Annotated in this window: 10 protein-coding genes; 2 read left to right on the top strand and 8 right to left on the bottom strand. The window is 70.9% G+C overall.

Translation table 11 applies throughout. From position 1 onward, the window contains the following. Nucleotides 1-190: 190 nt before the first annotated feature. From ilvC to OG453_RS26450, 5 genes are all read right to left on the bottom strand, one after another. On the bottom strand, nucleotides 191-1,192 hold the full coding sequence (gene ilvC / locus OG453_RS26470; protein ID WP_266871009.1) for a ketol-acid reductoisomerase: 1,002 nt from the start codon (nucleotides 1,190-1,192) through the stop codon (nucleotides 191-193). A 110-nt stretch (nucleotides 1,193-1,302) separates the two neighbouring features. Further along, nucleotides 1,303-1,830, bottom strand: a complete 528-nt coding sequence (ilvN, locus tag OG453_RS26465; protein WP_266871008.1) for an acetolactate synthase small subunit — start codon at nucleotides 1,828-1,830, stop codon at nucleotides 1,303-1,305. A 29-nt stretch (nucleotides 1,831-1,859) separates the two neighbouring features. Beyond that, nucleotides 1,860-3,707 carry an acetolactate synthase large subunit gene (locus tag OG453_RS26460; RefSeq protein WP_266871007.1) on the bottom strand — a complete coding sequence of 616 codons (1,848 nt, stop codon included), beginning with the start codon at nucleotides 3,705-3,707 and terminating at the stop codon, nucleotides 1,860-1,862. 234 nt (nucleotides 3,708-3,941) lie between these two features. Beyond that, nucleotides 3,942-6,881, bottom strand: a complete 2,940-nt coding sequence (locus OG453_RS26455) for a bifunctional diguanylate cyclase/phosphodiesterase (RefSeq protein ID WP_266871006.1) — start codon at nucleotides 6,879-6,881, stop codon at nucleotides 3,942-3,944. A 368-nt stretch (nucleotides 6,882-7,249) separates the two neighbouring features. Beyond that, complete coding sequence (locus OG453_RS26450) at nucleotides 7,250-8,200, bottom strand: 2-hydroxyacid dehydrogenase (protein ID WP_266871005.1); 951 nt, start codon at nucleotides 8,198-8,200, stop codon at nucleotides 7,250-7,252. A gap of 95 nt (nucleotides 8,201-8,295) precedes the next feature. On the opposite strand from OG453_RS26450, the gene OG453_RS26445 reads away from it, so the two are divergent. Then, on the top strand, nucleotides 8,296-9,288 hold the full coding sequence (locus tag OG453_RS26445; protein WP_266871004.1) for an aldo/keto reductase: 993 nt from the start codon (nucleotides 8,296-8,298) through the stop codon (nucleotides 9,286-9,288). Between the two features lie 148 nt (nucleotides 9,289-9,436). Then, the gene (locus OG453_RS26440) at nucleotides 9,437-10,612 is read left to right on the top strand and encodes a sorbosone dehydrogenase family protein (protein WP_266873139.1); all 1,176 of its coding nucleotides are present in this window, start codon (nucleotides 9,437-9,439) and stop codon (nucleotides 10,610-10,612) included. 1 nt (nucleotide 10,613) lies between these two features. On the opposite strand, the gene OG453_RS26435 is transcribed toward OG453_RS26440, so the two are convergent. The 3 genes from OG453_RS26435 to OG453_RS26425 form a co-directional block, all read right to left on the bottom strand. Further along, complete coding sequence (locus OG453_RS26435; protein ID WP_266871002.1) at nucleotides 10,614-10,877, bottom strand: DUF6191 domain-containing protein; 264 nt, start codon at nucleotides 10,875-10,877, stop codon at nucleotides 10,614-10,616. Nucleotides 10,878-10,962: 85 nt separating this feature from the next. Further along, nucleotides 10,963-14,091, bottom strand: coding sequence for a helix-turn-helix transcriptional regulator (locus OG453_RS26430; protein ID WP_266871001.1), 3,129 nt, complete (start codon nucleotides 14,089-14,091; stop codon nucleotides 10,963-10,965). 65 nt (nucleotides 14,092-14,156) lie between these two features. Further along, nucleotides 14,157-14,342 (bottom strand): hypothetical protein, encoded by a 186-nt coding sequence (locus tag OG453_RS26425; protein ID WP_266871000.1) that lies wholly within the window; start codon nucleotides 14,340-14,342, stop codon nucleotides 14,157-14,159. Nucleotides 14,343-14,376: the final 34 nt, after the last annotated feature.

The following is a 14,376-nucleotide window of genomic DNA, read 5'->3' as shown; positions in this document are numbered from 1 at the left end:
GGCGGTGGAGGGTGCTAGCCGCGTGGAAGACGCACGACGCTGTGGGCCTGACGCGAATGTTGAAAGAAGTGTAGTGGCGCTACGGAGGACTTCTTACGCCTCCGCGGAAGGATCACTCGTCCGTGGCTGGACACAGTGGACAACACAGCGGACAAGGGCCGGGGCGATCGCCCCGGCCCTTGCCTACGACTTACGCGTCGTCGTCGTTGACCCAGCTCATGAGCTTGCGGAGCTCCTTGCCGGTGGTCTCCAGGAGGTGGTTCTCGTCCTGGGTCTTGTACTCGTTGTACTTCTTCAGACCACCGTGGTACTCGTCCATCCAGTTCTTGGCGAACGTGCCGTCCTGGATCTCCGCGAGGACCTTCTTCATCTCGGCCTTGGTGGCGTCCGTGATGATCCGCGGGCCGGTGATGTAGTCGCCCCACTCGGCGGTCTCGGAGACCGACCAGCGCATCTTCTCCAGGCCGCCCTCGTACATGAGGTCGACGATGAGCTTCAGCTCGTGGAGGCACTCGAAGTACGCGATCTCCGGCTGGTAGCCGGCCTCGGTCAGCGTCTCGAAGCCCGCCTTGACCAGGGCGGCGGTGCCGCCGCAGAGCACGGCCTGCTCACCGAACAGGTCGGTCTCGGTCTCCTCGGTGAAGGTCGTCTTGATGACGCCCGCACGCGTGCCGCCGATGCCCTTGGCGTACGAGAGGGCCAGCGCGAAGCCGCTGCCGGTCGCGTCCTGCTCGACGGCCGCGATGCACGGAACGCCGCGGCCTTCCTCGTACTGACGACGGACCAGGTGGCCCGGACCCTTCGGGGCGACCATGCAGACGTCGACGCCCTCGGGGGCCTTGATGAAGCCGAAGCGGATGTTCAGGCCGTGGCCGAAGAACAGCGCGTCGCCGGCCTTGAGGTTGTCCTTGATGGACTCCTCGTAGACCTGGGCCTGGATCGGGTCCGGGACCAGGATCATGATGACGTCGGCCTCGGCGGCGGCCTCGGCGGGCGTCACCACGCGCAGGCCCTGCTCCTCGGCCTTGGCCTTGGACTTGGAGCCCTCGTGCAGACCGACACGGACGTCGACACCCGAGTCACGGAGCGACAGCGCGTGGGCGTGGCCCTGGCTGCCGTATCCGATGACCGCGACCTTGCGGCCCTGGATGATGGACAGGTCGGCGTCGTCGTCGTAGAACAGCTCGGCCACTGGGATTCTCCTATGTGTGCTGGTGTTGCGACCCACCGTACGGCGGGTGGGGGGAGGAAAGTTTTCAGGTCTCGCTATGCGGGCGGGCCCGTTGACTGGTTCAGTCGGGTTCAGGCCGACCGGTCGAGCGCCCGCAGGCTGCGGTCCGTGATGGAGCGGGAGCCGCGGCCGATCGCGATGGTGCCGGACTGGACGAGCTCCTTGATGCCGAAGGGCTCCAGCATCTTGAGCATCGCCTCCAGCTTGTCGCTGGATCCTGTGGCCTCGATGGTGACCGCCTCGGGCGAGACGTCCACGGTCTTGGCGCGGAAAAGCTGGACGATCTCGACGATCTGCGAGCGCGTCTCGTTGTCGGCGCGGACCTTGGCGAGCACCAGCTCGCGCTGGACGGCCGAGCCCGGCTCGAGTTCGACGATCTTCAGGACGTTGACGAGCTTGTTGAGCTGCTTGGTGACCTGTTCGAGCGGCAGGTCCTCGACATTCACCACGATGGTGATGCGGGAGATGTCGGGGTGCTCGGTGACGCCCACGGCCAGGGAGTCGATGTTGAAGCCGCGGCGGGAGAACAGGGCGGTGATCCGGGCGAGGACACCGGGCTTGTTCTCGACCAGGACGGAGAGCGTGTGCTTGGTGGACATGACTCTGGGTCTCTCTTTCGCTCTCGGTCTCAGTCGTCTTCGTTGTCGCCGAAGTCGGGGCGGACCCCGCGGGCGGCCATGACCTCGTCGTTCGAGGTGCCGGCGGCGACCATCGGCCAGACCTGGGCGTCCTCGTGGACGATGAAGTCGACCACGACGGGGCGGTCGTTGATGGCGTTGGCCTCCGCGATGACCTTGTCCAGGTCTTCCGGACGCTCACAGCGCAGGGCCACACAGCCCATGGCCTCCGACAGCTTCACGAAGTCCGGGACGCGGGTGCCCTTGTTGGGGCCGATGTCCTCGGGGCCGCTGTGCAGCACGGTGTTGGAGTAGCGCTGGTTGTAGAACAGCGTCTGCCACTGGCGGACCATCCCCAGGGCGCCGTTGTTGATGATGGCGACCTTGATCGGGATGTTGTTCAGGGCGCAGGTGGTGAGCTCCTGGTTGGTCATCTGGAAGCAGCCGTCGCCGTCGATCGCCCAGACCGTGCGGTCGGGCTGACCGGCCTTGGCGCCCATCGCGGCCGGGACCGCGTAGCCCATCGTTCCGGCGCCGCCGGAGTTGAGCCAGGTGGCGGGCTGCTCGTAGTCGATGAAGTGGGCGGCCCACATCTGGTGCTGGCCCACGCCCGCCGCGAAGATCGTCCCCTCGGGGGCGAGCTTGCCGACGCGCTCGATGACCTGCTGCGGGGAGAGCGAACCGTCATCGGGCTGGTCGTAGCCCAGGGGGTAGGTCTCGCGCCAGCGGCTGAGGTCCTTCCACCAGGCGGTGTAGTCGCCCTTCTGGCCCGCGGTGTGCTCGGCCTGGACGGCCTGGATCAGATCGGCGATGACCTCGCGGGCATCCCCGACGATCGGCACGTCCGCGGCGCGGTTCTTGCCGATCTCGGCCGGGTCGATGTCGGCGTGGACGATCTTCGCGTACGGCGCGAAGCTGTCCAGCTTGCCGGTGACACGGTCGTCGAAACGGGCTCCGAGGGCGACGATCAGGTCGGCCTTCTGCAGCGCGGTGACGGCGGTGACCGCACCATGCATGCCCGGCATTCCCACGTGCAGCGGGTGGCTGTCGGGGAATGCGCCGAGCGCCATCAGGGTGGTGGTGACGGGCGCTCCGGTGAGCTCTGCCAGGACCTTCAGCTCGGCGGTGGCGTGTGCCTTGATGACGCCGCCGCCGACGTACAGGACCGGGCGCTTGGCCGCGGTGATCAGCTTCGCGGCCTCGCGGATCTGCTTGGCGTGCGGCTTGGTCACCGGGCGGTAGCCGGGCAGGTCCTGCTGCGGCGGCCAGGAGAAGGTCGTCTGCGCCTGCAGCGCGTCCTTCGCGATGTCCACCAGGACCGGGCCCGGACGCCCCGTCGAGGCGATGTGGAAGGCCTCGGCGATGGTGCGCGGGATGTCCTCGGCCTTGGTGACCAGGAAGTTGTGCTTGGTGATCGGCATCGTGATGCCGACGATGTCCGCCTCCTGGAAGGCGTCCGTGCCGATCGCCTTGGAGGCGACCTGGCCGGTGATCGCGACCATGGGCACGGAGTCCATGTGGGCGTCGGCGATCGGGGTGACGAGGTTGGTGGCACCGGGGCCGCTCGTCGCCATGCACACCCCGACCTTGCCGGTGGCCTGCGCGTAACCGGTGGCCGCGTGGCCGGCGCCCTGCTCGTGGCGGACCAGGACGTGACGGACGCGGGTGGAGTCCATCATCGGGTCGTACGCGGGAAGGATGGCGCCGCCGGGGATGCCGAATACCGTGTCGGCCCCGACCTCCTCGAGAGAACGAATGAGGGACTGCGCACCCGTGACGTGCTCGACGGGGGCGGACTGCTGTCCTCCGGAACGGGGCCGCGGCTGCGGATGGTGGGCCCCGGTGGCCTGCTCGGTCATCGGCATTCTCTTCTCGAAGCTGAGGGTTTTTGCGGGGTGTTTGCGGTGGTTTGGCGGGTGCCAGTGCAACAAAAAACCCCTCGTGCCGTGAGGCAGGCGAGGGGAGCGCGTCGGGAGCGGTAGCAGGGATTCCGGTGTTCGGACCGGTGAGTCCCAGCTTCAGCCGACGCGCTTTCCAAGTACGAGAATTCGGGTGCGCATGGCACTGACCCTCTCCCCGGCACGCTGCGCCTGTCAAGTAGGTGGGACGGGGGTCTCATTATGTGAGCGGGCGTAGGACTCGGCACCTCCTCCGAAGACGCCCGAAGGGCCGCCCGCGAGGACCGGCTCGACCGGCCCGTGCGGCACCGGATACCGCCCGAGGGACAGCGCGCGGCGCAGCCGATACTCGTCGAGGGGGCCCGAGAACGCCATGCCCTGTCCATGTGTGCAGCCCATCGCGCGCAGGGCGGTGACCTGCTCCGGCAGATCGACGCCGTCGGCCACGGAGAGCAGACCCAGGTCGCTCGCGATGCGGAGCAGTCCGGATGTGATCTTGTGCAGCCGCGCGGACTCGACGACACCCTCGATGAGACTGCGGTCCAGTTTCAGTACGTCCACGGGGAGCCTGCGCAGTGCCGTGATCGCGGCATAGCCGTTGCCGAAGCCGTCCAGGGCGATGCGTACGCCGAGCCTGCGCAGCGTGGTCAGCCGCCGCTCCAGCTCGTCGAGCGGCACCCGGGGGTCGCTGTCGGCGAGCTCGATGATCAGCGCCCCGGAGGGCAGGCCGTGCCGGGTCAGGAGCGCCTCGATGGAGCCGAGCGGCATCGAGCGGTCGAGCAGACGGCGCGCGCTCATCCGGACGGCGATGGGCGTCGCGTGGCCCGTGTGGCCCCGCTCGGCGGCCTGCTCGACGGCCTCCTCGAGCATCCAGCGGCCCAGCTCGGCGGTGCGGGCGCCCTCCTGGGAGTCCGAGGTGTCGGCCACGCGCAGGAACTCGGCGGGCGTGAAGAGGATGCCCTGCGCCGAGCGCCAGCGGGCCTGGGCGGCGACGCAGGTGATGCGCCCGTCGTCCAGGGACACCACGGGCTGGTGGAGCAGCGCGAACTCACCGTCATGCAGGGCTGTGCGCAGCCGCGTGGCGAGCTCCGCCTTGCGTACGACATCGGCCTGCATCTGCGGTGCGTACAGCTCGACGCGGCCCTTGCCGGCGGCCTTGGCGCGGTACATCGCGAGGTCGGCGTTGCGCAGCAACTCGCCCGCTCCGATGCCTGGTTCGGCGAAGGCGACGCCGATGGACGCCGCCACCCGCACGTCGTTTCCGTCGATGGCGTAGGGCTGGGAGAGGGTGATTCTGAGGCGGTCGGCGAGTTCGTAGATGTGCTGCTCGCGTGCGGCCTGGTCGCGCGTGCCGTCGCCGACGATCAGCGCGGCGAATTCGTCGCCGCCGAGCCGGGCCGCGCAGTCGCCCGACCTGACGGCCTCATGAAGGCGGCGGGCCGCCTGGATGAGCAGTTCGTCGCCTGCCTGGTGGCCGATGGTGTCGTTGACCGCCTTGAAGCCGTCCAGGTCGATGAAGAGCACGGCCGTACCGCGGTCGGTCACTCTGCGGCCGGTCAGCGCCTGGCCCACGCGCCGGGTGAACAGGGCACGGTTGGGCAGGTCGGTCAGCGGATCGTGCTCGGCGTTGTGCTGCAACTGCGCCTGGAGGCGCACCCGTTCGGTGACGTCCCGGCTGTTGAAGATGAGCCCGCCCTGGTGGCGGTTGACCGTGGACTCCACGTTCAGCCAGTCGCCGTCGCCGGACTTGAAGCGGCACTCGATGCGGGTCGTGGGCTCTTCGAGGGGGTTCGCGGCGAGGAATCTGCGGACCTCGTGGACCACACGGCCCAGGTCCTCGGGGTGCATGAGCGAGGCGAGTTCGGAGCCGACGAGCTCATCGGCCTCCCGGCCGTAGACCCCCGCGGCGGCCGGGCTGACGTAGCGGAGTATGCCGTTCGGAGCGGCGATCATGATGACGTCGCTCGAACCCTGCACCAGGGAGCGGAAGTGGTTCTCCTTCTGGGCCAGTTCCTGGGTGAGGGTGATGTTGTCGAGGAGCATGATGCCCTGGCGGACGACGAGGGCGAGGACGACCGTGCCCGCGGTGAAGAGCACCACCTCGTCGACGCTGCGGCCGCTGAGCACGTTGTAGAGAATCCCCAACGTGCAGACGGCGGCTGCCAGATACGGCGTGAGCGCGGCCAGCGATCCGGCGATGGGACGCGTGACGGCGGCCCGCGGCGCCTTCGGGGCGCTGTCGCACTCCACGCGCGCGTGGTGCCCGTCGTCCCCGTGCCGGTTCCGGGGCGTCGCCCAGGGTGCGTACGCCAGGAGCAGTGATCCCGCGAACCAGCCGGCGTCGAGCATCTGCCCCGAGCGGTAACTGGCGTGCAGCAGCGGCGAGGTGAACATCGCGTCGCACATGACGGTCAGCGCGAGGGCGCCGATCGCCGTGTTCACCGCCGTGCGGTTGGTGGACGATCGCCTGAAGTGCAGCGCGAGAACCATGCTGACCAGCGCGATGTCGAGCAGCGGATAGGCGAGCGAGAGGGCGGCGTGCGCGACGCTCTGACCCTCGAACTCTGCGGTGTGCGCGAGCGCCAGGCTCCAGGAGAGCGTGAGCAGTGAGCCGCCGATGAGCCAGGAGTCGAGCGCGAGGCAGCCCCAACCGGCCTTGGTCACCGGGCGCTTGGCCAGCACGAGCAGGCCGATGATGGCGGGCGGCGCGAAGCAGAGGAAGAAGAGATCCGCGAGGCCCGGACTCGGCACGGGCTCCTCGAGGACGACCTCGTACCAGCCCCACACGGCGTTGCCCAGGGCCGCCATCGCGGAGGAGAGCGCGAACAGCAGCCACGCGGGTCGAAAGCGGCTGCGCCGGGTGCGGGAGTAGCGGAAGCAGGAGACCGCGGCGGTCGCGGCGGCGACGCTCAGTCCGAAGTCGCCCATGATCAGGGCGACTCGGCTCGAACCCCAGCCGATCGCGGCCCCCGTCGCGTACCCGCCGCAGACCACGAGCAGCACGATCTGCGAGACCAGGCCCGAGCCGGGACCGGGTACGGGGCGGCGGGTCAGCGGCGCTCCGGGCGGCAGCGGCGCCGTCGCCACGCCTGCGGCGGCCTCCAGGAGGGTGGCGGGGGACGGGCGGGTGCTCACCGGGCCGCCCTGGTCCGCGCCGCCTCCGCCGTGTCCGTCCCCCTGCCGTGGGTGCGGGACCGCGGGTCGTGGTGTGTGTGGCGGCAGCGCGTCCGCATGCGAGCCGGTGCGCGTGAGAGTCGCCGCCGGCGGCCTCGCCGCGTCGGATCGTTCGCCCATTGACCGTGCATCGCCCGTCGCCCCCCTCACAGTCTGATGTCTCGTCCCCGGCGCCGAACGGTCCACGGCGCATCCCCTGTCGGGACGATACACCAGTCTCGTCACTCAGGGACATAGTCTCTCTACGCTCAGTGACTGTCACCGGCTATGTGAACACGGGGCGCACGCACATGGGTGCGGAGCGTGCTCGAAGGGTTCGTCAACGCCCTTTACTGGGTTGTCAGTACGACGTTGTCGAGAGGTTCCCCGGACACGTACCGGGTCAGCTGCGCGGCGAGCAGGCGCTTGGCGCGGGGCTCGAAGGCGGAGGTCGATCCGCCCACGTGCGGGCTGATGAGCACTCCAGGAGCGTGCCACAGGGGATGGCCCGCGGGCAGCGGTTCCGGGTCGGTCACGTCGAGGGCGGCGGTGATGCGGCCGCTCTCCAGTTCGGCGAGGAGCGCCTTGGTGTCGACGACGGGGCCGCGGGCGACGTTCACCAGGAGTGCGCCGTCCTTCATGTGGGCCAGAAAGTCGGCGTTCACCAGGCCACGGGAGGTGTCGGTGAGGGGCGTGGAGACAACGACGACGTCGGCTTCGGGCAGCAGCGACGGCAGGTCGGCGAGCGGGTGCACGGGGCCGCGCTCCGTGGCACGGGCGGAGCGCGCGACGCGCGCCACCCGCGCGCACTCGAAGGGGGCGAGCCGGTCCTCGATGGCGGAACCGATCGATCCGTATCCCACGATCAGCACGGACTTGTCGGCAAGCGCCGGATAGAACCCGGAGCGCCACTCCTCCTGCCGCTGCCCCTCCACGAATCCGGGGATGCCCCGAAGGGAGGCGAGGGTCAGGGCGAGCGCGAGCTCCGCCGTGCTGGCCTCATGGACACCCTTGGCATTGCACAACCGCACGCCGGGCGCGAGGAACTTGAGCCCGGGCTCCACGTGGTCGATGCCCGCGGTGAGCGTCTGCACGGCACGCAGGGACGTCATCGCGGGCAGCGGGCGCACGGCGATCTCGGTGGCCTTCATGTAAGGCACCACGTAGAAGACGCAGTCGGCCGGATCCGCGGGAAACTCCGGGCCGCCGTCCCAGAAGCGGTAGTTGAGCCCGGAGTCGGACGCGCCCGGCAGTCCCGCGATCTCGTCGGCGGGGTAGGGGAGCCATACATCTGTCGTCATGGTCAGGAGGCTAATGCGCACAGGCCGGACGCCGCGTCCAGGGCCGCAGAGGTTACGTTGGTGGCCGCTAGGACAGAGGTGGGGGGCACGGCCAGGTGGACCGCAGGACGATCGGCGCCGCAGCGCTCGAGGTGGGCGCGATCGGACTCGGCTGCATGCCGATGAGCTGGGCCTACACGGGCTCGCGGCAGCGGGGCGAGGAGTCGCTGCGCACCGTGCACGCGGCACTCGACCAGGGCTCGACGCTGCTGGACACGGCGGACATGTACGGGCCGTTCACCAATGAGCACCTGGTGGGGCGTGCGCTCAAGGGGCGCCGTGCCGAGGCCTTCGTCTCGACCAAGTGCGGGCTCCTGGTGGGCGAGCAGCACATCGTCGCCAACGGCCGCCCCGGCTATGTGAAGCGGGCCTGCGACGCTTCCTTGCGGCGGCTGCAGACCGAGACCATCGACCTGTACCAGCTGCACCGCGCCGACCCCGAGGTGCCCATCGAGGAGACGTGGGGCGCGATGGCGGAGCTCGTCGCGGCGGGCAAGGTGCGGGCCCTCGGGCTGTGTGCGCTGGGCGCCCGGGCATCGCGGCGCGAGGGCCGCGGGCTGCACGAGGGAACGATCCGCCAGCTCGAACGGATCCAGCAGGTCTTCCCCGTCGGCGCGGTGGAGGCCGAGCTCTCGGTGTGGTCGCAGGAGGCGCTGCAGACCCTGCTGCCGTGGTGCGGTGCGCGAGGGATCGGCTTCCTGGCGGCGATGCCGCTGGGGAACGGCTTCCTCACCGGGACGCTGACGCCGGGGCAGGGCTTCGAGCCGGACGATCTGCGGGCCCGGCATCCCCGTTTCACCGCGGAGATGATGGCGGCCAATCAGCCGCTGGTGGTGGGCCTGCGCCGGGTGGCCGAGCGGCACGGGGCGACGCCGGCGCAGGTGGCGCTGGCGTGGGTGCTCGCGCAGGGGCCGCACGTGGTGCCGATTCCGGGGGCCAAGCGGGAGCGCTGGGCGGTGCAGAACGCGGGGGCGGCAGCGGTGCGGCTGACCGCGGCGGACCTGGCGGAGATCGCGGCGCTGCCCGCGGCGCTCGGGTCGTGGGACTGAGGTCGGCGTCTGGTCCGGTGCGGGCGGGCGTCGGGGCGGGCGTCCGCTGATCCGGCGGGCCGGGCGTCCGCGATCTCGTGCGGGCGAGGTGGGAACCTGCGAGGGCCGAGCGGTGTATGAACAGTAGAAGCGCCGCGTCGAAGGGAACCTGATCGTGCAACGACCTGCTGTGACCGCCGTATTGGCCGCTGCCGCCCTTGTGTTCGCGGCGGGATGCTCGTCCGGCGGTGATGCGCCTGGCGAAGGCAAGAGCGCCGAGTCGAGCCCCGCGAAGTCGAGCGGGACCCCGACCGGGAAGCCGCGCGCCGACGCCCCTCCGGAGAAGGGAGCGGCGAAAGTCACCAAGACGCTCACGGAGAACCTGAAGTCGCCGTGGGGCCTGGCGGCCCTCCCCGGCGGAGACCTCCTGGTGTCCTCGCGCGACGAGGGGACGATCACCCGCATCGACGGGAAGACGGGCAAGAAGACCGAGCTTGGCGAGGTGCCCGGCGTCGCCCCCGGCGGCGAGGGCGGCCTGATGGGCCTCGCACTCTCTCCTTCGTACGCGTCGGACCACATGGTGTACGCGTACTTCACCACGGAGTCCGACAACCGCATCGCCCGCATGCTGTACGACGAGAAGAAGCCGTCCGGGGAGCAGCTCGGCGCTCCCGACACGGTCTTCAAGGGCATCCCCAAGGGCATGATCCACAACGGCGGCAGGATCGCCTTCGGCCCGGACAAGATGCTCTACGCGGGCACGGGCGAGACCGGCGACACCGATCTGGCCCAGGACAAGAAGTCGCTGGGCGGCAAGATCCTCCGCCTGACGCCGGACGGCGACCCGGCCCCCGGCAATCCCTTCGACGACTCCCCGGTGTACTCGTACGGCCACCGCAATGTGCAGGGTCTGGCCTGGGACGAGGAGAAGCGGCTCTGGGCCGCGGAGTTCGGCCAGAACACCTGGGACGAGCTGAACGAGATCAAGGCCGGTGACAACTACGGCTGGCCCAAGGTCGAGGGCAAGGCGGACGGCGACGAAGGCGACGGCTTCCACGACCCGGTGGCCCAGTGGAAGACCTCCGAGGCCTCCCCGAGCGGCATCGCCTACGCCGAGGGCTCGATCTGGATGGCGGGCCTGCGCGGCGAGCGGCTCTGGCGGATCCCGGTGCTCGGCGTGGAGGGGACGGTGGAGCCCCAGTCCTTCCTGAAGGGTGAGCACGGCCGGCTGCGCACGGTGCTCGCGGCGGGCGGCGACAAGCTGTGGCTGCTCACCAACGAGACGGACTCACGGGGGACGCCGGAGAAGGGGGACGACAAGATCCTGGAGGTGGAGGTGAAGTAGCTCAGCTGCCCGGTTCGCCGGAGGGCGCCGTCTCCTCAGGGCCGGGGGTCTCGCCAGGGCCCGGCGTCCCGTCAGGGCCGGCAGTCTCGTCCGCACGCGGCGAGGGCACGGGTGGGCGTACGACCACCTTGCCCGACGTCAGGTCTATCGGCCCTCGCCCCGGGTCGCCGTCGTTGAGGTCGACGCGGGTCATCTCCAGGCGCTTCTGCTCGTCGTCGGTGTGCTTGCGCCCTGGTGCGAACAGTGCCTCGATCGCGTTGAACACTGCGCCTCCCTGGAGCCGAGATCCTGCAGTCAAGCGTAAGCGAGGCCGCCGGAAACCGGCCGGGGCGGGAGAAGGGGCAGGTCAGCTAGCCGGCGGCCCGCTCGTCAGCCGGTGGGAAGAGGCGCAGGCGGTGGGCCAGGGCCGCTGCCTCGCCGCGGCCCGCGACGCCCAGCTTGGCGAGAATGTTGGAGACGTGGACGCTCGCGGTCTTCGGGGAGATGAAGAGCTCCTCGGCGATCTGGCGGTTGCTGCGGCCCGCGGCGACGCGGCGCAGGACGTCGCGCTCGCGGCTGGTCAGGCCGAGGGCCTCGGCGGGGTCGACAGGGGTGAGGGGGGTGCGTGTGCTCGCCGCGGCGCTGTCGGGGCTCAGGGGCAGGCGGGCGCGCTGGGCGAGCCCGGTGACGGCCTCGGCGAGGGGGTGGGCGGCCAGGCGTTCGGCGACCTCGCGGGCCTGTCGCAGCAGCCCGGCGGCGCGCTCGCGGTCGGCGTCTGCGCCGGTGGCTCCCGCGCCCCTGGCGGAGGAGGTGGCGAGGAGGGACTCGGCGAGGCGGTGACGGGCACGGGCGAGGTCGTAGGGGCGGTCGAGGGGTTCGAGAGCGGTGACCGTGGCGGACCAGTCGGCGGGGGTGTCGCGGTCCTCGGCGCGCAGGAGTTCGGCCCGTACCCACTGCTCGTAGGCGGCCCAGACGGGCATGGGTGCGGGGAGGTTTCTGGCGGCCAGGCGGATGCGTTCGATGGCCTCGGCGCGGCCGGGCTCGGCGGCGGGCAGGCCTCGGGTGTCGGCCTCGGCGGTGGTGGCGGCGAGCAGCAGTGGCCAGGCGTAGCGCTGGGTGCCGGGCGGGAAGCCGGTGGCGATGGCCTGTTCCAGCTCCGTACGGGCGGCGGTGATGCCCGAGGCGGGGTCGGGGTCGACCGCCGCGATGCCGACGGCGACGGTGGACATGGGCAGGGAGTACTGCGGCATGCGGTCGTGGGTGCCGTAGTGGCCCCGGGCGGTGGCCAGTTGGGCGATGGCTTCGGGCCGATCGCCGCGGGCCAGGGCCATGACGGCGTGCTGGAGGGCGGCGCCGCCCCGCGGCTTCACGCTGAGCGCGCCGCGGCGGGCCGCATCGGCGGCGTCCACGGCTTCGCCCCAACGGCCCAGTGAGACAAGGGATTCCGCCTTGTTGACCTGGACCCAGCTCTCGGTGTCGGTGAGTCCGTACTTCCGGCAGAGGGCGATGCCCTGGTCGCCGATCTCCAGGGACTCCAGGGAGCGGCCCGCGCCTTCGAGGACGGACGGCATGTTGACATGGATGTGCGGGACCCGGGAGACGAGGGCCGGGGGCTCCATGCAGCGCCGCCTTACCGCGTACATCTCGGCGAACCCCTCCTCGACGTCGCCCGCGTCGACCAGGAGGCCGCCGAGGATGAGCCGGGCGTTGAGTTCGATCTCCTCGGCCTTGACCATCCGGGCGTATTCCACGGCTCGTTGGGCCGCCGCCAGGGTCTCCTCGCCGGGGTCGTGGAGCATGCCCCAGGAGGCGACGTTGGTGAGCACCTCGGCGTGCACCTCCGACGGGGGCAGGCCGCGCACCAGCTCCTGGGCGGTGGCGATCTCCGCCCAGCCGTCGCCGCGGCCGAGGGTGGAGGTGAGCCGGGAGCGCTGGATCCAGAACCAGGCGGAGCGCAGGGGGTCGGACTCCCCCTCCAGGAGCCGCAGCGCCCGCTTGGTGATCTTCAGGGCGCGTTCGCGCTCACCGCACAGACGGCCGGCGACGGCGGCCTCCGCCATGAGGTCGAGATAGCGCAGCGGGGTGGTGGCGGGATCGCAGCCGCAGGCCGGGTAGACCTCGGCGTAGTCGAGGGGGCGCAGTTCGAGGCGTACGTCTTCGGGGGCGTCGTCCCACAGCTCCATCGCCCGTTCGAGGAGGCGCAGTTGCTCGGAGTACGCATAGCGGCGGCGGGCCTCGACGGAGGCGCGAAGCACGGCGGGGAGCGCCTTCGCCGCGTCGTGCGCGTGGTACCAGTAGCTGGCGAGGCGGGTGGCGCGCTGGTCGGCGGCGACGAGCGAGGGGTCGGCTTCGAGGGCGGTGGCGAAGCGGCGGCTGATCCGGGAGCGCTCGCCGGGCAGCAGATCGTCGCCGACGGCCTCGCGGACCAGGGAGTGCCGGAAGCGGTAGCCGTCGCCGTCCGGCGAAGGCAGCAGGATGTTGGCGCCGACGGCGGCCCGCAGCGCCTCGATCAGGTCGTCCTCGGCGAGCTCCGCGACCGCCGCGAGCAGCGGGTACTCGACGGTCGAGCCGCCCTCGGCGACGATCCTCGCCACCCGCTGGGTGTCCTCGGGCAGTTCCTCGACGCGTACGAGAAGGAGATCGCGCAGGGAGTCGGTGAGGCTCGCGCAGCTGCTGCCGTGCGAGGCGACGGCGAGTTCCTCGACGAAGAAGGCGTTGCCGTCCGAGCGGTCGAAGATGTCGTCCACCAGGGACTGTTCGGGCTCGGCGCTGAGGATCCCCGCCATCTGGCGGGCGACCTCCTTCTTGCTGAAGCGGGCCAGCTCGATACGGCGCACGGTGCGAAGGCGGTCGAGTTCGGCGAGCAGCGGGCGCAGCGGATGGCGGCGGTGTATGTCGTCGGCGCGGTAGGTCGCGACGACGACGAGGCTGCCGCTGCGCAGTGTGCGGAAGAGGTAGGCGAGGAGGTGGCGGGTCGAGGCGTCGGCCCAGTGCAGGTCTTCCAGGAGGAGGACGACCGGGCGGTCGGCTGCCAGGCGCTCCAGGAGGCGGGCGGTCAACTCGAAGAGCCGGGCCATGCCCTCCTCGTCGTGCTGGGCGTCGGTGCCGCGGCGGCGCTGCGGGGCCTCCCCCAGCTCCGGGAGCAGTCGGGCCAGCTCGCCCTCCTGGTCGGCGGCCGCGGCGTCGAACTCTTCGGGGAGCTCGCGGCGCAGGGAGCGCAGGGCGCTGGAGAAGGGGGCGAACGGCAGTCCGTCCGCGCCGATCTCGACGCAGCCGCCGATCGCGACGACGGCGCCCTGCGCGCATGCCGCCGCGGTGAACTCCTCGATGAGGCGCGTCTTGCCGACGCCCGCCTCGCCGCCGAGCAGCAACGCCTGCGGCTCGCCCGTGCCGGGGGTGCTCCCCTTGGCACGGGCGAGTGCGTCGTTCAGAACGCCCAGTTCGTCGGAGCGGCCGACGAACACGGGGCTTACGGACCTGGTCTCCACAGGCGTGAGCATCGCACAGGAGGCGGCCGACCTGGCAGGGGATATCCCTCTGCCCTGGGCAGATGCCCCCGTGCTCATCACGCGGCCCGCGTGAATCGGGCCCGCCGCAGGCCCGTACTCACCCGCCCCTCGCTTTCGTGGCGTACCGAGCGGCGCTCGGCGCGGTCCGCCTTGGCCTCGCGGGCCACGCGGAGGAGGCGGCGGCGGTCGGCCTCACGGGTGAGGTCCGCGGCGCGCAGCTGGTGCATCTCGTACTCGAACATGTCGACTCCCTGACTGACTTCCGGTAACCGGCTT

This window comes from Streptomyces sp. NBC_01381, assembly GCF_026340305.1.
Classification (GTDB): domain Bacteria; phylum Actinomycetota; class Actinomycetes; order Streptomycetales; family Streptomycetaceae; genus Streptomyces.
The sequence above is the reverse complement of the archived record's forward strand: the minus strand, read 5'-3'. Positions and strand labels throughout refer to the sequence as shown.